Annotated in this window: 18 protein-coding genes and 2 pseudogenes; 16 read left to right on the forward strand and 4 right to left on the reverse strand. The window is 41.5% G+C overall.

Translation table 11 applies throughout. The features are described from left to right. The first annotated feature begins 31 nt into the window (after positions 1-31). The 4 genes and pseudogenes from BMI76_RS02595 to BMI76_RS02610 all read left to right on the forward strand — a co-directional run bounded on the left by BMI76_RS02595 (position 32) and on the right by BMI76_RS02610 (position 3,316). Positions 32-1,591 carry a DEAD/DEAH box helicase gene (locus BMI76_RS02595; protein WP_075346051.1) on the forward strand — a complete coding sequence of 520 codons (1,560 nt, stop codon included), beginning with the start codon at positions 32-34 and terminating at the stop codon, positions 1,589-1,591. Positions 1,592-1,839: 248 nt separating this feature from the next. Then, positions 1,840-2,119 (forward strand): annotated as a pseudogene (locus BMI76_RS02600) (hypothetical protein). Between the two features lie 719 nt (positions 2,120-2,838). After that, positions 2,839-2,919 (forward strand): annotated as a pseudogene (locus BMI76_RS10965) (bacteriocin-type signal sequence); the annotation flags it as partial. 43 nt (positions 2,920-2,962) lie between these two features. Continuing rightward, positions 2,963-3,316, forward strand: coding sequence for a hypothetical protein (locus BMI76_RS02610; protein WP_075346053.1), 354 nt, complete (start codon positions 2,963-2,965; stop codon positions 3,314-3,316). 217 nt (positions 3,317-3,533) lie between these two features. Here the strand turns inward: BMI76_RS02610 and BMI76_RS02615 are convergent, their stop codons facing one another. Further along, positions 3,534-4,532, reverse strand: coding sequence for a GIY-YIG nuclease family protein (locus tag BMI76_RS02615; protein ID WP_075346054.1), 999 nt, complete (start codon positions 4,530-4,532; stop codon positions 3,534-3,536). Positions 4,533-4,845: 313 nt separating this feature from the next. On the opposite strand from BMI76_RS02615, the gene BMI76_RS02620 reads away from it, so the two are divergent. The 10 genes from BMI76_RS02620 (at position 4,846) to BMI76_RS02665 (ending at position 17,337) form a co-directional block, all read left to right on the forward strand. Beyond that, positions 4,846-5,598 carry a 1-acyl-sn-glycerol-3-phosphate acyltransferase gene (locus tag BMI76_RS02620; RefSeq protein ID WP_075346055.1) on the forward strand — a complete coding sequence of 251 codons (753 nt, stop codon included), beginning with the start codon at positions 4,846-4,848 and terminating at the stop codon, positions 5,596-5,598. Between the two features lie 164 nt (positions 5,599-5,762). After that, positions 5,763-6,425: a helix-hairpin-helix domain-containing protein gene (locus BMI76_RS02625; RefSeq protein WP_075346056.1), complete on the forward strand. Its 663-nt coding sequence runs from the start codon at positions 5,763-5,765 to the stop codon at positions 6,423-6,425. 1 nt (position 6,426) lies between these two features. Next, complete coding sequence (locus tag BMI76_RS02630) at positions 6,427-8,649, forward strand: DNA internalization-related competence protein ComEC/Rec2 (RefSeq protein WP_075346057.1); 2,223 nt, start codon at positions 6,427-6,429, stop codon at positions 8,647-8,649. Positions 8,650-8,903: 254 nt separating this feature from the next. After that, the gene (locus BMI76_RS02635; RefSeq protein ID WP_075346058.1) at positions 8,904-9,551 is read left to right on the forward strand and encodes a DUF805 domain-containing protein; all 648 of its coding nucleotides are present in this window, start codon (positions 8,904-8,906) and stop codon (positions 9,549-9,551) included. Between the two features lie 199 nt (positions 9,552-9,750). Continuing rightward, a complete protein-coding gene (gene holA, locus BMI76_RS02640; RefSeq protein ID WP_075346059.1) occupies positions 9,751-10,788 on the forward strand; it encodes a DNA polymerase III subunit delta in 1,038 nt (345 codons plus the stop codon). Between the two features lie 71 nt (positions 10,789-10,859). Then, the gene (gene sodA / locus BMI76_RS02645) at positions 10,860-11,471 is read left to right on the forward strand and encodes a superoxide dismutase SodA (protein ID WP_075346060.1); all 612 of its coding nucleotides are present in this window, start codon (positions 10,860-10,862) and stop codon (positions 11,469-11,471) included. Between the two features lie 355 nt (positions 11,472-11,826). Continuing rightward, the gene (locus tag BMI76_RS02650; RefSeq protein WP_083623637.1) at positions 11,827-12,897 is read left to right on the forward strand and encodes a serine hydrolase; all 1,071 of its coding nucleotides are present in this window, start codon (positions 11,827-11,829) and stop codon (positions 12,895-12,897) included. Positions 12,898-13,312: 415 nt separating this feature from the next. Continuing rightward, on the forward strand, positions 13,313-14,401 hold the full coding sequence (locus BMI76_RS02655; protein ID WP_075346062.1) for an NAD(P)-dependent alcohol dehydrogenase: 1,089 nt from the start codon (positions 13,313-13,315) through the stop codon (positions 14,399-14,401). A 35-nt stretch (positions 14,402-14,436) separates the two neighbouring features. Continuing rightward, positions 14,437-16,260 carry an FAD-dependent oxidoreductase gene (locus BMI76_RS02660; RefSeq protein ID WP_075346063.1) on the forward strand — a complete coding sequence of 608 codons (1,824 nt, stop codon included), beginning with the start codon at positions 14,437-14,439 and terminating at the stop codon, positions 16,258-16,260. Positions 16,261-16,629: 369 nt separating this feature from the next. Beyond that, entirely contained in the window at positions 16,630-17,337 is a 708-nt protein-coding gene (locus BMI76_RS02665; protein ID WP_142355029.1) for a hypothetical protein, read from the forward strand. Between the two features lie 417 nt (positions 17,338-17,754). On the opposite strand, the gene BMI76_RS02675 is transcribed toward BMI76_RS02665, so the two are convergent. Together BMI76_RS02675 and BMI76_RS02680 are read right to left on the reverse strand one after the other, a co-directional pair. After that, a complete protein-coding gene (locus tag BMI76_RS02675; protein WP_257615234.1) occupies positions 17,755-17,928 on the reverse strand; it encodes a hypothetical protein in 174 nt (57 codons plus the stop codon). Positions 17,929-17,948: 20 nt separating this feature from the next. Continuing rightward, complete coding sequence (locus BMI76_RS02680; RefSeq protein WP_075346067.1) at positions 17,949-18,200, reverse strand: hypothetical protein; 252 nt, start codon at positions 18,198-18,200, stop codon at positions 17,949-17,951. Positions 18,201-18,731: 531 nt separating this feature from the next. Between BMI76_RS02680 and BMI76_RS02685 the strand changes: the two genes are divergently transcribed. Then, positions 18,732-20,474 (forward strand): FAD-dependent oxidoreductase, encoded by a 1,743-nt coding sequence (locus BMI76_RS02685; protein WP_075346068.1) that lies wholly within the window; start codon positions 18,732-18,734, stop codon positions 20,472-20,474. 62 nt (positions 20,475-20,536) lie between these two features. Here the strand turns inward: BMI76_RS02685 and BMI76_RS02690 are convergent, their stop codons facing one another. Continuing rightward, positions 20,537-22,129, reverse strand: coding sequence for a CdaR family transcriptional regulator (locus BMI76_RS02690; RefSeq protein ID WP_075346069.1), 1,593 nt, complete (start codon positions 22,127-22,129; stop codon positions 20,537-20,539). Between the two features lie 121 nt (positions 22,130-22,250). On the opposite strand from BMI76_RS02690, the gene BMI76_RS02695 reads away from it, so the two are divergent. Continuing rightward, positions 22,251-22,655, forward strand: coding sequence for a hypothetical protein (locus BMI76_RS02695; protein WP_075346070.1), 405 nt, complete (start codon positions 22,251-22,253; stop codon positions 22,653-22,655). The last annotated feature ends 13 nt before the right edge of the window (positions 22,656-22,668 follow it).

Genomic DNA, 22,668 nt, shown 5'->3' on the forward strand with positions numbered 1-22,668 from the left:
GCTTCGCACTGCTTTTTAGAAAGAGAAAACATTGAAATTTACAGAATTAAACCTAACAGAAGACATTCTTTCTGCCGTTGAAAAAGCAGGCTTTACTGAGCCGTCACCTATCCAAGAATTAACCATTCCTTTGGCCTTGGAAGGCAAAGATGTTATCGGTCAGGCTCAGACAGGAACCGGGAAAACAGCAGCCTTTGGCCTGCCAACCTTAAATAAAATTAATATCGCCAGCAATCTGGTGCAGGCACTTGTGATTGCTCCTACGCGTGAATTGGCTGTTCAAAGTCAGGAAGAGCTGTTCCGTTTTGGCCGTGAAAAGGGAGTTAAGGTTCGTTCGGTTTACGGCGGATCCAGTATTGAAAAACAAATCAAGGCTTTGAAATCAGGCGCTCATATTGTTGTCGGAACGCCGGGCCGCCTGCTTGACTTGATCAAACGCAAAGCGCTTAAACTTAACCATGTGGAAACTTTAATTCTTGATGAAGCCGATGAAATGCTTAACATGGGCTTTTTAGAGGATATTGAAGCGATTATTTCACGCGTGCCTGAAAGCCGTCAAACGCTGCTCTTTTCAGCTACCATGCCTGATGCTATCAAAAATATCGGTGTGAAATTCATGAAGGAGCCAGAGCATGTCAGAATTGCAGCTAAAGAACTGACAACGGATTTGGTTGATCAATATTATGTCCGCGTCAAGGAACATGAAAAATTTGACACCATGACCCGCCTTATAGATGTAGAGCAGCCGGATCTTGCCATTGTTTTTGGCCGCACCAAGCGCCGGGTAGATGAGCTGACTCGCGGCTTAAAACTGCGCGGCTACCGTGCAGAAGGAATCCATGGGGATTTGGATCAGGGCAAACGCCTGCGTGTGCTCCGTGATTTTAAAAATGACAATCTTGATATCTTGGTTGCAACAGACGTGGCTGCACGCGGTCTCGACATTTCAGGTGTGACCCACGTTTACAATTATGATATTCCGCAGGATCCAGAAAGCTATGTTCACCGGATCGGCCGCACGGGCCGTGCCGGCAAGCATGGTCAGTCCATCACTTTTGTTTCTCCAAATGAAATGGGCTATCTGCAAATCATTGAAAATCTGACCAAGAAACGTATGAAAGGAATGAAACCGGCAACTGCCGAGGAAGCCTTTCATGCTACTAAAAAAGTCGCTCTTAAGAAAATTGAACGTGACTTTGAGGATGATAAGATCCGTTCCAATTTTGAAAAGTTCACTGATGATGCTAAGAAATTAGCTGCTGAATTTTCATCGGAAGAGCTGGCACAGTATATTCTGACTCTGACAGTTCAGGATCCGGAAATGATGCCTAAGGTCGAAATTGCCCGTGAGAAGCCGCTGCCCTTTAAATTTGCCGGCAGCAAGGGAAGCGGCGGGCGCCGCCGTGATAACCGCCGCGGCAGCCGTCGTGATCACGGTGACGGCCGCAATCGTGACAGAAGCCGCCGTGAATTCAAGCGGGTATCCAACAAGAACCGCAAGGATTTTGAAAACAAGGGCAATAAACGTCCTCACCGCACTTCCAGCGAAAAGAAAAACGGCTTCACCATTCGCAACAAAGGTGACAGATAAGCAGTCAAACTCTCTTGAAACGTGTATTTCGGGAGAGTTTTTTGATAAATTTCAAATTAAGTTAATAGCTTAAGAAAATAGTCTGAAAATTTGCTCTTTTTTTATGGTTTATTATCGATTTCATTAAATGAACAGAATTGCCCTTGAATCAGCAAAAAGTAGGGGTTAAAATGAACATGTAGTTTTTGAAAACTTTTAGAAACATCTCCTGCTCCATTAGGAATCTTGTGAAATTTTAGGAAGATTTTATGAACACAGTAACATTAGAGTCACTGGGCCTTTGATAATTTTGAAGTAGCGGATGCAGCTTATTTGGCTGCTGTAGAAGGTGAGGGTTTTGTCTCGGCTGTTGCTGAAGGGTTTGTGGGAGCTTGTACAGGTGCTACCGCTGCTTATAGACCTGCTAAGTGGTTATGGAATATTCCGACAGTAGGGCCCTACCTAGCCTTAGGGACTGAAGCAATCGGTATCGTTTCGGGTGCCTATGCTGGTGCCAAAAACGGTTGGGGAGACGGTGGCTTCTGGTGATGTATCGTTTTTTGATTCAATTCGCTCCGTCTTATTGTAATGGTTATACTAGCTTATTAAGTAAAACAGACTTAGAAAAGGAAGGATAATGTCATGGAAAGATTTTCTGGACTTCTATTGATGCTGGTTCTCTGTGCTTTAGCAGTTATTTCTTACCGCAGTAAACATATTATTGTCTCGTTTATTTGCCTGTTTCTTTTTCTCGGCCTTTGTATCTACAGCATTTTACATTAAAAAACAGAAGCAGCAGGTATTATTAACGGTGCCGTTGCAAGCGGAAGTTGGTATTTAATAACGGGAGGCGATTGAGATTAATTATGAAGTATATTGTGCTTATAATCATCGGTGCTATATCAGCAATTGTAGGACGAATTATTTTGAATAAAATAAATAAAAAGTAACAAAGTGATGAATTCTCCTATCAGAGGTTTTGTCAGTATTTCCTTGATGATTTTGTGGCAGTGGATATCGCTTATCTTTTTGAATCAGACGGAGGTGGTTTGATACTTGGTCTTACGAGTGCTATCGCAGGTGGTGTAATTCGTGCTGTGTTTCTGGCAGATTTGCCGGACTTGCAATCACAGCCCCTAGTTTACCAGTTTAAATGAATAAGAGATTGGAGATGCTCAGAATGCAATCTATAATTTTGGGTTTAGTTGAACTGGTTTTTGGAGCTTTAGGAGTTGGTCTGCTATGCTATAGTTTGTCAGGCAGCTAGATGGGGACTCGGCGGTGCTTATTTACTTACATGTGCTGCTGCAGGTGGAATGATAGGTTACGGTGCAGCAACATTAGATTAAAATGATTTGATGATAGTATTTTCAATCATTTGAGGTATAGATAATGACAAAAAAATGGTCGTTTATTTTTTGTTCATCTTTAAATGTTATAGTTAATTTATTAATGATTTGGCCATTCAATAATGGAGAAGAAACATTTTCTAATTTATTTTTGATTATTACTACTTTACTGCTGCTTCCTAGTTTTTTACGAACAGTTGACAATAAACTGACTTCCCTGATTAGAATTGAATCCTCGCTGCTGATTATACTTACAGTCGTTTCAATTATGCAGTTGCTATATAGAATTGATGCTATATCTGGGACAGTTGCCAGTACAGCAGCACTTATAGCTTGTGGTTTAATAACAGTATTGCTGGTTGCTGGTATTGTCAGGTGGATAAAGACAGATAAATAGTCAAACTCTCTTGAAACATGTGTTTCAGGAGATTTTTTTATGTTTGGACTATCTTGTTAAGCGCTTCAGTCTGGATTTTTGATGGTTTGAAAATTTAGGCTGGCGAAACTCGTTCACATTTAGCCCTTTGATTTTGTGAGTGCATTTTTTCTAAAATTTTTCTGGAAAAGATGTACCCAATTAAGAAAGAAACAGGCGTAGTGCGCCTGTTCTAGTCTTATTTAGTATGTTTTGCGATATAATCCAGCTTTTCCTGACGTGTTTTTTGTTTAAATTTTGCTTCGGCACTCATGGCAGCATTTTTATGGTTAAAAGTTTCAACATAGACCAATTCAACCGGCAGTCTGGCTTTGGTATATTTGGCGCCCTTGCCTGCCTGATGGGCGGCCAAACGTTTGTCAATATCGGTCGTATAACCAGTGTAGAGGCTGCCGTCAGCACATTTGAGAACATACATATAGGCCTTGTAATCCTTGCCAAAGTAAATATCGTGAATCTCGTCGGTATAATCATCATTATCCTTATGAACAATCAAAGGCGGCAGAAACTTCATACCGTCAGGAGAACCGTCTTTAATCGCTTCAATCAGCAGCATATTGGCCTCTTTATTAGCCTTAGGATAGACAAACTGCACTCTCTTAGGAGCCAGTTTATACTGCTTCAAAGTGTCAATTATCTCTAAAAAACGCTCAGGCCGATGCACCATAGCCAAGCGTCCCTTGGTTTTCAGTGCCTGCTGACTGATCTGACAGATTTCGTCAAGGTTGGTTGTGATTTCGTGCCGAGCCAAAAGATAGTGCTGACTGGCATTTTTCTTAGATGTCTCTGTCGCTTTAAAATAAGGCGGATTGCAAAGAATGAGATCAACACGTGATCTGGGTGCGTGCTTCATAAGGTTTTTTAAATCATCATGAACCATAGAAACCTGCCCGCTTAAACCATTGAGTTCAATAGACCGCCTTCCCATATCAGCCAGCCGTTCCTGAATTTCAATCTCAATGATCTTGGCTTTGGTTTTAGTTGAGGCAAACAGCCCGACGGCTCCGTTGCCGGAGCAAAGGTCAACAATCAGCCCCTTGCTGGGGAATTTTGGAAAACGCGAAAGCAAGACACTGTCAATCGAATAAGAAAAGACATCCTTATTTTGAATAATTTTAACATCAGTTGAAAAGAGCTGGTCAATTCGCTCTTTCTTTTTTAAAAGAGAATTTTTCATAAGCATTATTATAACAAAAAGGCAAGGGAAATAACCACATATAAATGTTCCCTGGCATAGGATACCACTTGCTGCGGCTGATTAAAATCAAACACTTTTATTATACACTAAAGAGCAGTTCTGTCATATTTCTTCTGTTAAAAACGTTAAATTTTTAGTATAATGAAATCATTATCATGTAATCAAAATTGAACACGGGCTAAAATCCTGGTAAAAAAGATAAACTTCCTTGTGTCTTGGGGACACAGCGTCAGTTTCCTATTTTATACGGATTTGAAACGCTCTTTGTATCTTAATTAAAGGAGAATTGACAGTGTTTTACACTTACCTGCGCTCTTTGCTTGTCTTTTTAATTTGGGCTGCCAATGGCAATATTCATTATCACCATCGAAAGAAGCTCTTACCTCAAGATGAAAACTATGTTTTGGTAGCTCCCCACCGTACTCTCTGGGATCCAATTTTTCTAGCATTTGCAGCTCGGCCTAAGCAATTTATCTTTATGGCTAAGAAGGAACTTTTTGGCAACCGTGCCTTTGGCTGGTGGATTCGCATGTGCGGAGCTTTTCCTATAGACCGGGAAAACCCAGGAACTGAAGCGATCCGCTATCCTGTAAACATGCTTAGAAAGGGCGACCGTTCTCTCATTATGTTTCCAAGCGGCAGCCGCCACTCTTCTGATGTTAAAGGAGGTGTTGCTGTTATCGCTAAAACCAGTAAGGTCAAAATCATGCCGGCCGCCTATGCGGGTCCTACTTCAATTAAGGGCCTTCTCAAGCACGATAGGATTGATGTGACCTTTGGAAATCCGATTGATATTTCAGATATTAAGCGCATGAATGACGACGGTATTGAAAAAGTTTCGCATCGTATTGAAGAGGAATTTGCTCAGATGGATGCAGAAATTGCGACCTTTAAAGATGATAGCCGTCCGAGCTGGTGGAGCTTAATTTACCGCATACCAGCTATGATTCTGGTGGCTATTGTGCTGGGCCTAACCTATATCTTTTCGTGGTTTGCCAGCTTTGTCTGGAACCCTGAAAAACATCGGGAAAAGAAGTTAAATTAAATGATATTTAAAGAAAATTGTTGGAAAAGCTGAACGAAATGCTCAGCCTTTCTAACGATTTTTTATTTTTGCCTACAGGCGGAAAAAGAGCTGTTTGATAAAATCTTTTTTTATCAAACAGCTTTTTCGTTGGTTTACGAATGAATAGGTGTAAGGAGGATTATATGATAGAAGAAATCCTGGATAAATGTAGAGAAAACAAACGGCTCCTTATTGCAGTCGCTGTTTTTGCTGCCTTGGGACTGGGTTTTTATCTTTTGTTTTCCAATGGAAAAGAGGAACAGAATCATTTGGAGCGCTCACAAGAACAGTACTTTTCATCAGCAGCTTTATCTGCCCATTCGGAAAAATCAAAGAAAACTCAAGCCGTTTCAACAATAATGGTTGATGTCAAAGGTGCAGTGAAAAAAGAAGGCGTGTACAGTCTGCCGGCTGGCAGCCGTGTCAACGAGCTTATTGAGAAAGCCGGCGGTTTTTCTGAAAAGGCAGACCATAAATCAGTTAATCTTGCGCAAAAACTGCAGGATGAGGCTGTTATTTACGTAGCATCTATCGGAGAAGATATCAGTGTTGTCGATAATTCTCAAAAAGCGGCAGTTAATCAAAGCAGCAGTTCTCAGACAGCGGTACAGGATAAGATTAACCTAAATACGGCCAGCCTTGCTGATCTCCAAACAATATCGGGCATCGGAGAAAAAAGGGCACAGGATATTATTGACTACCGTGAAGCAAACGGTGGCTTTCAGTCAGTAGACGATTTGGAAAATATTTCCGGCATTGGTGAAAAAACAGTTGAAAAGCTGAAAGATTTGGTGAGTATTGATTAAGATGCTGCTGTTAAGACCCATTTATCTGGCCTTTTTAACGATTTTGATTTATTTTTTAATCTATCGCTTTTCCTTCCTAACTGTTTTCTTGGTCTTTTTAAGTTTTATCTTTCTTCTTGCTCAGTATGATCAAAAAACCTGCCTAAAAACATTCGTATTCCTGCTGCTTTTTGGACTTTATTTTTACCTTTCCTACCAAAAGATAGAATCTGACTATCAAAATGCCCCCAAGCAGGTCGAGGAACTGAGAATTATTCCGGATACTGTCAGTGTTAATGGTGACAGCCTTAGTTTTCAGGGCAAGTCAGGTCACCGCATTTATCAAGCTTTTTACACCTTAAAATCTCAAAAAGAGAAGCATTATTTTGAGAATCTCTGGGAAACAAGCCGTATAAAGGTATCTGCTGATTTGACTGAAGCCGACAGTCAGCGGAATTTTGGCGGTTTTGATTATCGAAGCTATTTAAAAGCACAAAAGATCTACCGCCTAGCCAATGTTAGGAAGATAGAAAGAGCAGTGCCTGAGCAAGACATCTCTTTTTTTGAGAGACTGCATGAATGGCGGCGCCGAGCCCTGGTGTTTGTCAATCGAAAGTTTCCGGCTCCTATGCGCCATTACATGACCGGCTTGCTTTTTGGCTATTTAGACAAGTCCTTTGATGAAATGAGTGATATTTATTCCAGCTTGGGCATCATTCATCTTTTTGCTCTCTCGGGCATGCAGGTTGGCTTTTTTATAGGTAATTTTCGCTATTTGGGCTTGCGTTTAGGGGTGAGGCGGGATTATATGAATTGGCTGCAGCTGCCTTTTTCCTTGGTTTATGCTGGTTTAACAGGCTTTTCAGTATCTGTTGTCCGCAGCCTGCTGCAGAAGAATCTGTCTAATTTTGGTCTTACAAAGATGGACAATTTTGCAGTGACCCTGTTTACTATGTTTTTTATCATGCCGCATTTTCTCTTAACAGCAGGCGGAGTGCTCAGTTTTGCCTATGCGTTTATTTTAGGCATGGCTGATTTTCAGCGTCTATCTCAGCCAAAGCGATGGTGTGCTCAGATGCTGGCCCTGACTTTAGGTATCCTGCCTCTTCTGATGTGGTATTTTAGCAGTTTTCAGCCTTTGTCTGTCTTTCTAACAGCGCTTTTTTCCCTTATTTTTGACGGTCTTATCCTGCCGGTTTTGACAATTGCTTTCTTCCTATCGCCTTTTATCTTATTGACAAATGTTAATTTATTTTTCATCGTTTTAGAGCGGCTTATTGTTCATATTAATCAGATTTTCAGCCGTCCTTTTGTTTTGGGTAAACCGTCTTTGTGGATATTAGTGCTTATTTTGCTGGCTCTGGCACTGCTCTACGATTATCGGAAGAAAGGATTGCTGGCTGCTGTGCTTAGTGTTTTTCTTGTTCTTCTGTTTTTGGTAACAAAAAATCCCCCGACCAATGAGGTTACCGTGGTTGATGTTGGACAGGGGGACAGTATTTTTCTACGAGATATCAAGGGAAAAACAATTCTCATTGATGTGGGAGGACGGGTGCTTTTTTCTAAATCAGCAGAGTGGCAGCGGCGCATGAGCGACGCCAATGCTGAGAAAACTCTGATTCCTTATTTGAAAAGCCGCGGCGTCAGTAAAATTGATCAAATGGTTCTCACGCACACAGATGCTGACCATATAGGAGATATGGAAGCTGTCGCAAAGGCTTTTAAAATCGGACAAGTCTTAGTCAGTTCCGGCAGTCTGACCGATACAGATTTTGCAGCCAGACTAAAAAAGCTGCAGGTGAAAATAAGTGTTCTTAAGGCTGGAGACAGGCTGCCTATCATGGGCAGTCAGCTGCAGGTGCTTTATCCTTTTAAAACCGGAGATGGTAGCAATGATGATTCTGTGGTTCTCTATGGCAGGCTTCTGAATTTGAGCTTTCTTTTTACAGGTGATTTGGAAAAAGAAGGAGAGGACAAGCTGATGGCAGCCTACCCTAATCTAAAAACCGATGTTTTAAAAGCAGGACATCATGGGTCTAAAGGCGCTTCCTCTGCTAAGTTTTTAAGGCAGATTCAGCCTCAAGCAACCCTTATTTCTGCAGGGAAAAATAACCGATACAGGCACCCGCATCAAGAAACGTTGAAACGTTTAATTAAGATTAGAAGCCAGATTTATCGGACGGATCAGCAAGGTGCCCTTCGCTTTACAGGAATTAAAAATTGGACACTTGAAACAGTGAACTAAGAGAAGATGGTTGCCAGTGCTGCACCATTGTTTGAACTGACTGCGGTCAGTTCAGTCTGTAAATGTACTTGATTAGCTTTTTTGCTAAGGACTGTTTCCCCTGTAGGGAGAGCAGGCAAGAGCCGATTTTTGAAAAGTATATGACAAGAACCTGCCATACTGCTGGGGCAGCAAGCGGGAAATAGAAGCGTTCTTGTTTTCCTGCGGAAATTGTGGTATTCTGATAGAGTAAAAAATAGTAAGGGAGTTTATCTATGTTTACAGCTTATAAAAAATTCTGGACAAATTATGTTAACTTTACAGGCCGAACCAATCGAGCGGATTATTGGTGGACAGTTCTGTGCAATGCCTTGATTGTGTTGCCTTTCATGTCTGCGATTACATCCATTTATTATTTAAATTATTATGAATATATAGGAAAGGTTTACAATGGAGACATTGGAGACATTGAGTCCTTAGTGGTTGATACGACACCAAATCTTTTTACTGTTGATATTATTATTCTTTCAATTCTTGTTCTTCTCTTTTATTTGGCAATTTTAGTGCCGAACCTAGCTATTTCTGTTCGCCGCTTGCGTGATGCCGGATTCCATTGGTCACTTATCTTTGTTCCGATAGGAGCAATACTCTTCTCATTCCTGTTACTTGTGCCTTTCCTACGTGCTATTGTATTTGTTCTTGTTGGGTTCGCAGAGATTTTCTATACCATTTTGCTGTGTCAGCCAACAAAACCTTATCAGGCACCCGTACAGCCAGCTCAGCCGATGCAAGCGCCTAATCCTTATCAAGGACAGGCTCCGCAGCAGCCAGCAGCACAGCCTACTGCACCTGTTCAGTCGCAGACACCAACTAATCAGCAAGCTGCGCCTGTACAGCCGCAAACACCAACGAATCAGCAATAATAATGATTAGGATTTCTCATAAGAGTTTGTGACAGAAGTCCAATGTTATTAATTAAAACGTCTCACCAGACAATAGTATTCAATTTAACCGAGTTACCTGAAATAAGGTAGCTCTTTTTAGTTTTTTGGACATAGAGCTTTTTGTGCTTGCCTTTATTTGAATACCATACTCTCAATAAAATTCTGTTATAATAAGAATATGATTGCTATAGAAATGATTGAAAGCTTAAAAAAGGATAAGCTGCCTCCGATTACTGTTTTAACGGGGGAAGATTTGGGACAGTACAGCCAGATGAAAGAGCTTTTTTTGAATCAGATCGGCTTTGACCCCAGTGATTTGAATTATTCTTATTTTGATATGGCTGAAACAGCTTATCAGGATGCTGAAATGGATTTGGAGAGCCTGCCTTTTTTTGCTGATGAGAAAATAGTCATTTTTGATAATATTGCTGATATCACGACGGCTAAAAAATCTTATCTCGATGATAAAGAATTGAAGCGTCTGGAAGCTTATTTAGCAAATCCTCTGACAAGTACAAAGCTAATCCTTTGTGCTTCTGGGAAATTGGACGGCAAGAGACGCTTGGTTAAATTACTGAAGCGAGATGCTCAGATTTTTGAAGCCAATCTTTTAAAGGAAGCGGAGCTTCGAACCTATTTTCAAAAGCTTGCTCACAGGGAAGGTCTGGTTTTTGAGGCTGGCGCTTTTGACGAACTGCTTGCTAAGTCAGGTTTTGATTTTAGTGAGGTCAATAAAAATCTAAGCTTCTTAAAGTCCTATAAGGCTGGCGGTCAGGTGACAGGCCAGGATATTCATAAGGCCATTCCTAAAACGCTGCAGGATAATATTTTTGATCTGACGCAGCTGGTTTTATTGGGAAAGGTGGATGAGGCGCGTGATCTAATCCGTGATTTGCGGCTGCAGGGAGAAGATGAAATCAAATTGATTGCTGTTATGCTAGGGCAGTTTCGCATGTTTACCCAAGTTAAACTGCTGGGCAGTCAAGGAAAAACAGAGCAGCAAATAGTGGCAGCACTGTCTGATATGATAGGCCGAAGAGTCAACCCCTATCAAGTTAAATTTGCTGTCAGAGACAGCCGTAGCCTGTCCCTGCCTTTTCTTAAGAAGGCCATGGTTTATCTTGTTGATGCGGATTATCAAATAAAAAGAGGCGTCTATGATAAGGACTATTTGTTTGATATGGCCATCTTGAAGATGGCACATGAAAGACAATGAGCAGAATAGTTGTAAGCTCTATGTTTTTACGATATGATGATGATGTATAAAAAAGAAAAGAGGTAATTGACATGGCAATTATTTTACCAGATCTTCCTTATGCTTACGATGCTTTGGAACCTTATATTGATGCAGAAACAATGACCCTTCATCATGATAAACACCATGCTACCTATGTGGCAAATGCTAATGCAGCTCTTGAAAAACATCCGGAAATTGGTGAAAATTTAGAAGTGCTCTTGGCTGATGTTCAGCAAATTCCAGAAGATATTCGTCAGGCTCTTATTAACAACGGCGGCGGACACCTTAACCATGCGCTTTTCTGGGAACTTCTGTCACCAGAAAAAACAGAAATTACTAAAGAAGTAGCCGCAGCAATTGATGAAGCTTTTGGCTCATTTGAAGCATTTAAGACAGCTTTCACTCAGGCAGCAACAACTCGCTTTGGCTCAGGCTGGGCTTGGTTAGTTGTCAACGCAGAAGGCAAGCTTGAAGTAATGTCAACAGCTAATCAAGATACACCGATTTCACAAGGTTTGAAGCCAATCTTAGCTCTTGACGTTTGGGAACATGCTTACTATCTGAAATACCGCAATGTTCGTCCGGACTATATCAAAGCTTTCTTTGACATCATTAACTGGAACAAGGTGGCTAACCTTTATGCAGAAGCTACTGCAAAATAATTCTGAACAGGTGAATTGGCGACACTGCAAAAGGGGAACGATACTTTCACCTTTTGCAGTTAGTCAGTCCTCTAGGAAAATGCAATAGTATTTTCCGTGTGACATTGAGCGGCTAGCCGATGGCACGGAGGAGTGAAACAAAGTTGCTGACCTCTATGCAGCAGCCAAATAAATAATTTTTCCGCCATCATTTAGTAGGGATCTGGGCATTTTGCCTAGGTCCCTGTTTTTCTGATCACAGTTGGATAGAATGGGTCTCTTGCTTGATTAAAAGCAGCTGAAATATTAAAGAAACTTTTTTAATAGACTTGTCATTTTGCTGCCAGTCCTTTATAATGGTAAGCAGGAGAAAATTGTGAATAGAAAAAAATTAATAATATCGGTGGTATTAGGACTTGTTTTTGCTTTGGCAGTGCTGACAGGCATCTTTCTTTTACAGCCTAAAAATATTATCAAGCAAAACGGGTCTTCATCGGCAAAAACCTCGTCCAGTCTCAGTGAAACCAGTACCATACAAAATGACCATAGGAGCAAGAAAACTCCCCCTCAGGCAGTTGAAAAAACAGCAGAAGAAAAACAAGCTGTCATGGAGGCTGATGCAGCGACCATGGATGCTATCGGACTGCACTATGATTATGCTAATTTGACTCTTCCTCAGGTCGTTCAGACTTATCTGGATGAAATGGGAATTGACCATTCCTGCATTGCTTTTTCTTACAAGAATACAAAGACCGGTGAAGTGATTGCAATGAATGAGACGCAGCCAATGACGGCAGGATCAACCTATAAACTGCCTTTGAATATGCTGGCGGTAGATGCTGTAGAGAAAGGCAAACTTTCCTTGGAAGAGCCTTATGACATTACGGATCTTGAATATGAATATATCGGCGAATATCAGGCTTACCGCAACCAGTTTGGTGATGATATGACCATTCCTGAGATGCAGGAATATTCACTGATCTATTCTGAAAATACTCCCGCCTATGCTATGGCTAAGGCTCTGGGCGGTTTTGACAAGGTTTATCCCATGTTTAAACGCTACGGTCAGTCCAAAGGCGACATTAAGACAATTGACCAAAATGGCAATAAAACGACGACGGACTATTACATTCAGGTGCTGGACCATCTTTGGAAACATCAAGATAAATACGCTGACATCCTTAACTATTTGGGGCAGTCTTTTCCGGGGCTTTACTATGAAACGTACCTTCCCGATATAGACATCCGCCAAAAACCGGGTTATGTCCGTGAAGCGCTCAATATTGATGCCGTTGTCTATGAACAAACACCTTATTTGATTGCACTTTATACAGCAGGCTTGGGCGGCGTGACATCTGAAAATGATGAGGTCAATGGGGTGGGCTATTCACAGCTGTGCCAGCTTACCTATGTTATCAATGAATGGCATCGCGTCAACCGCAATTAACGGATAAAACTTGATTGATATGTTCAGTCAAGTTTATTTTTTGGCCATTTATAGGTCTGATAGCCGCTATTAAATATTTGAATAGAGCAAGATTATGTCTGACACGAATGATTCTTGGCAAAAGACGCTTGCATTTTTCAAGAAATATTTAGAGGAGGAGACGAGCTAAGGATGAAATAGTGCCGACGGCTGTCTCCTTCTTGTTTTGAAGGGTAATAAAAGTTCTGGGGCGGCTGTTGATAAAATGGGGGATTAATTTTTAGAGTGTAAAAAAGCCTGCCATATGCGATTATTGATTGAGTCTTAGCTGCTAAAATGATAAACTTAATGTGAAAACGTATACAATGTGCAGAGAAAGGAGGGAAACTATTTTACAAAGCGCACATTCATAAGATTTTGGCAGGAGGTGAAGTTTATGAAAATAAAAGCTGTCGTAACACACCGGCAAGGTGAAACCTTGCGGATTGAAGACGCAGAACTGAGAGAACCTAGGGAAGATGAAGTTTTAGTCAAAATCGTAGCTACCGGTGTCTGTCACACAGATGTCTTGGGAAGAGACATTGGCATGACACCTTATCCGGTTGTGCTGGGACATGAAGGCGCCGGTATTGTGGAAAAGACGGGTGAGTTTGTCACAAGTGTTGAGCCAGGCGACCATGTGGTTTTATCGTTTGCCTACTGCAATCACTGTGTTAACTGTCTCAAGGGGCACCCGGCCAATTGTGTCAGCAGCGGCTCCTTAAATTTTGGCGGGCGTTTTGCAGATCAGACGACACCTTTGAGGCAGGGGGACCAAGAATTATCGACTTTCTTTGGACAAGCTTCTTTTGCCACCTATTCTGTTGTCAAAGAAACCAGTGTTGTAAAGGTGGATAAGGATGTGGACCTCACTTTACTGGGAGGTTTGGGCTGCGGCTTGCAAACAGGCAGCGGTACGGTTTTAAATCGCTTGAAGCCTGAGTTTGGAACGTCTATCGTTATTTACGGAGCGGGAGCTGTAGGCTTATCCGCCATTATGGGAGCCAAATTAACAGGCTGTGCCAATATTATTGCGGTGGATATCCATGATAACCGCCTGGCCCTGGCCAAGGAACTTGGCGCAACTCATACCATTAACAGCCAAACAGAAGATATTGAAGAGCGGATCAAGGAAATCACAGGTGGCGGTGCCGAATACGGACTTGATAGCACAGGCGTGCCATCCGTTGTGCGTGCTGCTTTACGGGCTCTAATTCCTATGGGAACACTGGCTGTGGTAGGCTTAACACCTGAGATGCCTATTGATATTCACGCTGAAATTATGTCTGTCAGTAAATCTCTGATTGGCGTGGTTGAGGGCGATTCTGTTCCGCAGCTGTTTATTCCGCGCCTAGTATCTTTCTACAAGCAAGGCCGCTTCCCAATTGACAAACTCGTTAAACATTATGATTTTGAAGACATCAATCAAGCTTTTGCGGATTCTGCCAATGGTTCTGTGATTAAACCAGTCGTTAAAATTGGTTAAAATTATTCTTTATTATATTGAAAGGATTGATTATTATGGCTCAGTTAAAATCAGGGACTTATCAGGTAATTGCTCAAGGTTATGAAGGCAACACAACACCCTATGAAGTTGTGATTAAAGATGATAAAATTACAGCGATTAATCCTCAAAAGGACATTATTGCGGATAGTTTAGAAGATACAGTTATCAAGCGTCTGACCAAGCAAATGATTGATGAGCAGACACTGGATGTTGATGCGATTTCCGGTGCTACCTCTACCTCAAAAGGTCTGATTAAAGCTGTCAGCGATGTTATCACTGAAGCTGGGGGAAATGCGGCTGATTTTCATTATTCCGCAGCTACTAAGGACACAGCTGATGAGCAGCCTTCAGCAAAAGCTGGCCTTTCACAGAATGATTACAGTGAGTGGCGTGCAGTTCCTGAAAAAATTGATCAGGAAATGGAAACGGACTTTCTCATTATTGGAGCAGGTATTTCCGGTCTGGCAGCAGCTGTGCAGGCAGCAGAGCTTGGCTTAAAGACAACGGTTCTTGAAAAAATGCCTTTTGTAGCCGGAAACGGTGGCGGTGTTGAAGGCATCTTTGGTATTAATACCAAGATGCAAAAGGCAGCAGGCATTCACGCCAATAAAGAAGAAATCATTGCGCGGGAGGCTGAACTTGGACAGTATCGTGTAGATGGATCCTTCTGGGTTGATTTGGTTAATAATTCTGCTGATAACATTGATTGGCTGGTGGATCACGGTGTTCAGCTGACTTCAGTAGACGATTATCACGGCACCTGTCAATTTCCGACCTTCCACTGGTACAAGGGCGGCTTTGCCTCCATTGGTTATGTTCCTTACATGAAGAAATGTGCCGATGACTTGGGAGTTGAATTTCTTTTGGAAACAAGTGCCCAAGCTTTGATCTATGAGGATGGCAAAGTCCTAGGAGCTTATGCTAAAAATAAGGACGGAATTCTAAAAATCAAGGCTAAGGCTACCTTAATTGCTACTGGCGGAGTGGGCCACAGTGAAGAACTGATTGCCAAACAAGGCTGGCAGACTGAAAATCTTCATTACTGCTCTATGCCAAGCAATACCGGTGATGGCTACAAGATGGCCATGTCACTGGGTGCCAAAGACATGCTTTTGGAATCACCGGAATTCATGATGAACTACATTATGGCTCTTCCGCATGAAGGTGTTCACCTTTACATTGATCCTATCAATGGCTTTATGGCTCTGCCTTCAGGAGGCCCGGTCGTCTGGGTTAATCAGGAAGGGGTACGCTTGGTCAATGAAAATGTCAAGAAGTACAATCTGCTTTATCAAAGAATGGCCATTCAGTCTACCAAGAATACCTACCAGATCTTTAATCAGGCTATTTACGATCAGATTACTGAGGATATTGAAAATGCCGGAGAAATTCTGCAGGAAGCGGTTAGGACAAATGACGGCGACTCTTTGTATAAAGAGGACCGCATTGAAGATTTGGCTCAGCACTTCAATCTTCCTAAGGAAACCTTTATTGACACCATGAAGCGTTACAACAGCTATTGCCATCAAGGCAAGGATGAAGAATTCAACAAAGATGCAGATATGCTGATTCCGATTGAAGAAGGACCGTTTTACATTGCCCGGCTTGATCCGTCAAATCTGATTGGTATCGGCGGTGTCGGTTCCAACCGAAAATTTGAAGTCATTGATGATCATTTTGATAAAATTCCTGGCCTTTACATCTCAGGAATGGACAGCACCATGCAGTACCGAAACGTTTACACAATAACTTTGGGCGGTTCAGCCTGCGCTCACAATGTCAATTCGGGCCGCCATGCTGCCATGAATGCTAAAGATTATATCAGCAAGGAATTGTAGAAGCTAAGAAAAAGGAGAGAGGCCGAAATAACAATTCTGCCTCTTTTCGACTAGGCTAGGACCAGCGGCGGAGATGACTAAGACTCTTTGAAAATCAAAATACCAGGTCGTTGCGCTGATGCTGCTAGTTATTACTAGAAGGTGGGACTGTAAGATCGCTTTCTGCGAAATCACAATTAAGCATTGTTTTCATTTTTAGTTTTGGGGGTTATGATGAAAAAAAGTCACAAGGTTCACACTGTCCTGAGGCTGAGCTTCTTAATAATTGGCTTACAGTTATTAAGTGTGGCAGTCAGCATCAATTTTGGACGAACGGTGAACACTCAAAGAATACTGTTTATTTGTCTTTTTATTTTGGTATGGGTTTTTATGATAGTCCTCTTGCGGAAATATCCAAAGCTCATTGCGACAAAAACATTTATTGCAGTTACTGTACTCGTTTATGCCATGGTTTACGGCAGTCTGTTTATGAACATGAAGAAGTCTGACTTGTCAGCCCAACCTATCCAAGGCAATAATCAGGCAACAATGACTTATACCAAAGACTTTTTTGCCAAAGGCTATCCTACGCTGGAAGATGTTCTCAAAAAAGTAAAGGTGTCTTCGGGCAGTTACAAAGAAATCTACCGTTTTGAAAACAAAGATTCAGCCTGTGTCATATTCTACGCTCCTGCTCCAAAATCGGTTAAAAAGGACTCCTATCAGGCAAAGAATAAGTTCTATTTATGCCCGAAATTGGAAAGCATCGAAATGTATAAAAAGAATGGAAAATATTACTATATTGGGAAGAGAAATCTGATGTGCGCCTTTTCTAAGGACCGCTCCGATGAAAAGACACTGCGGTCAGATTTGCAGGAATCTCTGAAAAAGAAGGGGACATTTCCCGAATTTAAATCGGTTTATGCCTGGGGCTGCTCTGCTTATCCGAATATGGAAAAGGTTTCGGTAGCAGGAAAAAAATGCAGGAAGGTCATTCCGCTGACTATGAATGATGGAAGCCGTCTCTATTTTTGGCTGATTGATGACATCAGTGTTAAGACCAAACCGGCTTCCGTGGCTATTCGGGGTATGAATTAAGCTGTTTATGTAAAATTATCATAACTCCCCAACATCTGCATAAACACTGCCTATCAAGGATAAAAGCAGTTAAGGGACTGCTAATTGACTGCCTATAATGAGCTTTGGCGGACGATTGGCACTGAAAGGCGAAGAGTAAAAAGACACTTCCAATGCAAATTAACTGTTCACAGAAACAGGCACTCCAAAAATGAAGTGCCTGTTTTTTATCTAATGTTGGAAGGTTGGGATTATCATGAAAAAAGAGAACAGCCTGAGGATGTTGAAGCGCTGAAGAAATTTCTTGAAAACAAGGGGAGAATAGAAAAAAAGACAGGACCAATCGGGGTCCTGTCTGGCTTAGTTTTTTATTACCCATTGTACTTGACAAAGTGTGCCCAAATAACTGATATTATTGTCAGTTATTCTTCACAGAAATTATAACCAGGAAATAGGGGTGTGAATAGAATATCCAGCAAATCCGGCTAAAAGTCCGCCAATTATGGCGCCGCCGATTGTCATCATCCAGCTGCCTGAAAAACTATAGCATAGCAGACCAAGTCCTAATGCTCCAAAAACTAGTCCAATCAATCCTAAAATTACAGATTGCATTCTGATCATCTCCGATCCAATTAAACTGGTGAAATAGGAGTTGTGATTGCCAATCCTCCTAAGCCGCCGGCAACCGCACCGCTAATGGCACCGCCCCAAACACCTGTAGCATCGGCACCAGAGCCTGCGGCGAGCAAACCACCGCCAAGTCCGCCAAGTATTGCACCGGCAGCTCCAAGAACCCAGCCTCCACCTTCAACACTCTCAAGGTAATCATTTCCTGCTGTTTCAAAGTTATCAAAGGCTACTGTGTCTAATGTTGCTGTGTTCATAAAAATTCTCCTTTAATTTTCATTTTTGTATTTGCCGCCTTTATTTCAGCTGACGGTGATTACTTTAGCAGAATTATTTTCAGTCGGCAATGGCTTTAAGAATTTTTTAATAAAATAAAAATAGCAATGATATAATGATATTATATTGTAAAGATTATTCTGATAATTCACAGCAAATCGCAGTCATCATTACTCTTGTTCCCCCAAAAAACTTCAGATGAAGGAGCAGTACAGCCTTTAGAAACTGTTTTTAGGTGGCAATTATTAAGGCGACTGCAAAAAATGATTTAAAAGCTGTTTGGAAAGAATCACAGAAGACTTGTCTCCACGAAAAGACTATTTCAAACAGCTTTTCAGATCGGAAAAACATAAGGGCATTTTCTAAGAAATTGGAGATATGCTTTTGTTAAAAAGATACAAAAAAATTTGTATTACTGCTGTAATTTTATTAGAAATTACAAAAGAATTATTTTTCCTCTGTGATATGATGGCATTGACTAAAAGAATTTATTTGATGCAGGAGGAAGAGCAATGTCTGTATTAAAAGATGGTAAGTATAAGGGATGCGGTCAAGGACAGCACGGAGACTATGATGTTGAAGTAGAAATCTTTGATCATAAAATTAAGGAAGTTAGGGTTTTAGGGGATCATGGATCACCTGCCTATCCGGACAACGCAGCCGGCACTATTCCAGGGCGTATTGTTGCCAGCCAGTCAGCAGAAGTAGATGCTGTCAGCGGCGCAACCGTGTCTTCGCATGCTATTATGGATGCGGTTAAAGATGCCCTGAAAAAAGCAGGCTTGGAAGAAAATCTGGATTTGTCTGACAGAGATATTAGCGTGGATGTTGCTGTTGTTGCCGCAGGCCCTGCAGGTCTGGCTGCAGCCGTTGCCGCTGCGGAAGGGGGCTTATCGGTTGCTGTTTTTGAAAAACAAGGAATGACAGGCGGTACAGCCAACATGGGAATGGGACCGCTGGGGATCGATACTAAAATTCAAAAATCGATGTTTAATGACATTTCTGTCAAGGAAGCCTTGACCAAACAAATGGAATACACCCACTACCGTGTGGACAGTGATTTAGTGGAGACTTATTTCAGCTTATCCAGTGATACCATTGACTGGCTGCAAAAGATGGGGGTCAAATTTGCCGGTGCCTTCCGCTATTTCAAGGAATCAGAAGCCACTTGGCATATTGTTGACAATGACGGTAAAATTGGTCCTGGTGCTGCAGCGCCGATGAATAAGGCCTTGACAGCGCGTGCCAAGGAACTGGGAATAAGCTTCTATCTTAATACGCCAGTGGATGATTTGCTGCTTGAAAATGGTAACGTTACAGGCCTAGAGGCAAGGAGTAAGGACGGTCAGAAAATCACTGCTCATGCTAAAGCCGTTGTCGTGGCAACAGGTGGTTTTGGCTCCAATCCTCAGATGATTGAAGAGGAATTCGGCTACAAATTAAATGAAAACTTCTATACGTTTAATGTTCCCGGTATCACGGGTGAAGGGCTTAAAATGATGTGGAAGGCTGGTGCTCAAAAATTTGGTCTGGCTTCTGAAATCATTTTTGTGCTGCCGCATAACTTGGAATACATGATTGCAGACGGTGTTCTTCGCCAGCCTAATCTTTTGATCAATCAGCGCGGTGAGCGTTTTATGAATGAAGGCTTGATGGGCAATACGACCTTTGCAGGCAATGCTATTAATTTGCAGCCCGGTCATTATGCTTACTGTATTATGGACCGAAAAATTCTGAAAAACTATCAGGAAAAAGGTCCGGATATTGTTGATTTGGTGCATCCTGTTCAGGGCTTTCATATGATTGATCAAGACATTGCTAAGGCCAAAGAAAATGGCTATGAAGCTATTATCACTGCTGATAATCTTGCAGAACTTGCTGACAAACTGACTATTCCGCTCGATAAACTTCAAGAGACAGTAGATAACTACAACCGTTACTGTGCTCAGGGCGTAGATGAAAAATTCTTCAAAGATGAAAAATTCCTGCATCCTTTAACAGGTGAAGGCGGTTATCTGGTAGGTAAATATTACGTTGGTGCCTATGGCACCATGGGCGGTGTGCGCATCAATGCCCGCTGCCAGGTCTTGGGAGAAGATGACCAAGTCATTCCAGGACTTTACAGTGCGGGTTCAGATGCCAACACCATTTATGGAGACAGCTATAACTTTACACTCCCGGGCAATTCGATGGGCTTTGCGGTTAACTCAGGCCGCATGGCAGGACAGGCACTGGCCGAGCTTTTAAAACAATAAAAAATTAAGGACAGACCTATTGACTAGCAGTCAATCGTGTAGGCCTGCCCTATTTTTTATTTTTATAAATAATTTAAATCATTTTTAAGGATCCAGTCCTGATTGCTGATATCTCCGACTTGAAAGAGCTGGACCAGTGAATCGTAGTAGGTTTTAAGAAGCAGCCAGTCCTTTAAATCATTTTGTAAAATTTTTTTAATTTGCTTGATCCTGTAACGAAGAGTATTGGCGTGAAGCCACATGCACTGAGCAATGGTGTCAATTTCCTGATTAAATAAAATGTAATAAGCCAAAGTCGCCAGCAGCTGACTGTTTTTGGCCTGATCATGTTCCAGCAGCTCTAAAATATCGGGATGGATAAAAGCAGGGTGGCTGGTTCGATGCAAATCAAGAGTAATGAGGCTGCTGAGGTAGCGGTAAGAAAAAAGGTGCCCCTGTAAATGATATTTCTGAACGATTTGATCTACCTGACTGGCCTGCTGAAACATTTGCCTAAACAATGTGAAGTCATAAAAGATATGGCTGGCTGACAGATGCAGGTTAGCCGTTTTACAAAACAGCAAGAGCTCTTCGGTGTTTTTTTGAAGGAAGTTTTTTTGATGTCCCGAAACCAAGAAGACCAATTTATTTTCATAAAACATGTACAAGGCATTGGTTAACAGTTTTTGAAGCTGCTGGGCGATAACCAGACGGTTGGTTTCATTAGTCTTTTGATCAATGAAAGAGACAACCAGAACGCGCTTGTAGTTGAGTATGTTTAATTTCATTTTTTCAATTTGCCGATTGGAAACGGCAATCTTAGCATCATGTCTGTCAACCAAGGCCTGAAGAAAATAGGAATAGGAGGCTTCCTTATTCATCAAATAGTTACGGTCATGCGTAAAAGCAAGAGCCACTAAGCGCGAAAAGTGCATAAAAACAATCATATCTTCGTCTGTTATGGGACGGTTTTGTTCAAAAATCATCAGGCGCCCCAGCACAGTCCCGTTGAGCCGAATAAAATCAACCAGAGTTCGGTGTTTTAAAATAGGATTTTCAAATAGATAGGGCTTGCCTGTTTCCTGCAGGATTTGATCGACTTTTAATTGTTTTAACTGTTCCAAATCAGTTTTTAGAATATGGCCGCGCTGTCTTTCCTGCTGAATGATGTCAATTTCATTTTTATCAGTCGGCGGAAAAGCAATATAGTTGCCCAAACTGTCTAAAATAAAGACAGGATTGCCAAAGATGCGGCTGCCGATTTCAGCTAAATTTTGAAAATTAGCGCCGGAAAAAACGGCATGATAGGCTTCTTCAAGCCTTTCAAGCGCTACATAGTTAATGTGCAGCTGCTTTTTAATGATTTCTGTGACCTGCCTGAGGTTTTGATCATTTTCAACCAAAATAACAGTAGCCTTAGGAAAGTAGTGGCAGAGTGCAGCAAGAGTTTTTTCTTCGGGCTGCAGGCACAGTAAAGTGAGTTCTTCCTCTCTTACGGCTGCTGGTTGTTGAGAAAATGGTTCCCGAATAATATACAGTTTGCCGATGCAATGCTCGCTGAGGGCTTGTTCCCAGCCGCATTCGAGAAAATCTCTGATGTTAATTTGCAGATTGCCAAACTGGACGATATGGATATCTTCCTTGGTTAAGGCTGTAATAATGTTATCTAAACGCATGACCGTCACCTTTGTAGTATTCTACAAGAATTATAACATCTTTTTTAATATTTTCGTAAGATGATACTAAATAATTATAAAACAGAAGACTTATAATCAAACTATGAAGGGGAGGGATGAGATGGCAAAACTTAAATTTAACATTGCGATGAATGCCGCTGTATCTGTTGCTTTGAGTATGGTTTCGCTGATTCTTTTAAAACAATTGCCGGGAATTTTTAATTTTGTCATTCCAACCATTGAAGGCTTTGCGATTGCTATGTTTCTGACCAGCTTTCTGCCTTTGGACAGTTGGGGAAAAGAAATCGCTAAGAAAATAAAACTGCCAGAGATGGCGGGGGCATTAATCCTGATTGCCTTGGTTAATGTGACTTCTATTACTTTTATCTTAAATTGGCAAAGCCATTCCTTAAGTCAGGAGGCAATCATCATATGGCTCAAAGGCCTGCCCGTTTTTTACCTGACCGCCATTATCGTTTCGATGATAACGGCTAAATGGTATCTGAGAAAACAAAAAAATAATTAAAAGAGGTAAGATT

Source organism: Streptococcus sp. 'caviae' (assembly GCF_001937065.1).
Lineage (GTDB): Bacteria > Bacillota > Bacilli > Lactobacillales > Streptococcaceae > Streptococcus.

Excerpts from the sequence above, each read along its gene's own strand:
- BMI76_RS02610 (WP_075346053.1), top strand. The coding sequence starts at position 2,963 with ATGACAAAAAAATGGTCGTTTATTTTTTGTTCATCTTTAAATGTTATA.
- BMI76_RS02615 (WP_075346054.1), bottom strand. The coding sequence starts at position 4,532 with ATGAAAAATTCTCTTTTAAAAAAGAAAGAGCGAATTGACCAGCTCTTT.
- BMI76_RS02625 (WP_075346056.1), top strand. The coding sequence starts at position 5,763 with ATGATAGAAGAAATCCTGGATAAATGTAGAGAAAACAAACGGCTCCTT.
- BMI76_RS02630 (WP_075346057.1), top strand. The coding sequence starts at position 6,427 with ATGCTGCTGTTAAGACCCATTTATCTGGCCTTTTTAACGATTTTGATT.
- BMI76_RS02635 (WP_075346058.1), top strand. The coding sequence starts at position 8,904 with ATGTTTACAGCTTATAAAAAATTCTGGACAAATTATGTTAACTTTACA.
- holA (WP_075346059.1), top strand. The coding sequence starts at position 9,751 with ATGATTGCTATAGAAATGATTGAAAGCTTAAAAAAGGATAAGCTGCCT.
- sodA (WP_075346060.1), top strand. The coding sequence starts at position 10,860 with ATGGCAATTATTTTACCAGATCTTCCTTATGCTTACGATGCTTTGGAA.
- BMI76_RS02655 (WP_075346062.1), top strand. The coding sequence starts at position 13,313 with ATGAAAATAAAAGCTGTCGTAACACACCGGCAAGGTGAAACCTTGCGG.
- BMI76_RS02660 (WP_075346063.1), top strand. The coding sequence starts at position 14,437 with ATGGCTCAGTTAAAATCAGGGACTTATCAGGTAATTGCTCAAGGTTAT.
- BMI76_RS02665 (WP_142355029.1), top strand. The coding sequence starts at position 16,630 with ATGATAGTCCTCTTGCGGAAATATCCAAAGCTCATTGCGACAAAAACA.
- BMI76_RS02675 (WP_257615234.1), bottom strand. The coding sequence starts at position 17,928 with ATGCAATCTGTAATTTTAGGATTGATTGGACTAGTTTTTGGAGCATTA.
- BMI76_RS02680 (WP_075346067.1), bottom strand. The coding sequence starts at position 18,200 with ATGAACACAGCAACATTAGACACAGTAGCCTTTGATAACTTTGAAACA.
- BMI76_RS02685 (WP_075346068.1), top strand. The coding sequence starts at position 18,732 with ATGTCTGTATTAAAAGATGGTAAGTATAAGGGATGCGGTCAAGGACAG.
- BMI76_RS02690 (WP_075346069.1), bottom strand. The coding sequence starts at position 22,129 with ATGCGTTTAGATAACATTATTACAGCCTTAACCAAGGAAGATATCCAT.
- BMI76_RS02695 (WP_075346070.1), top strand. The coding sequence starts at position 22,251 with ATGGCAAAACTTAAATTTAACATTGCGATGAATGCCGCTGTATCTGTT.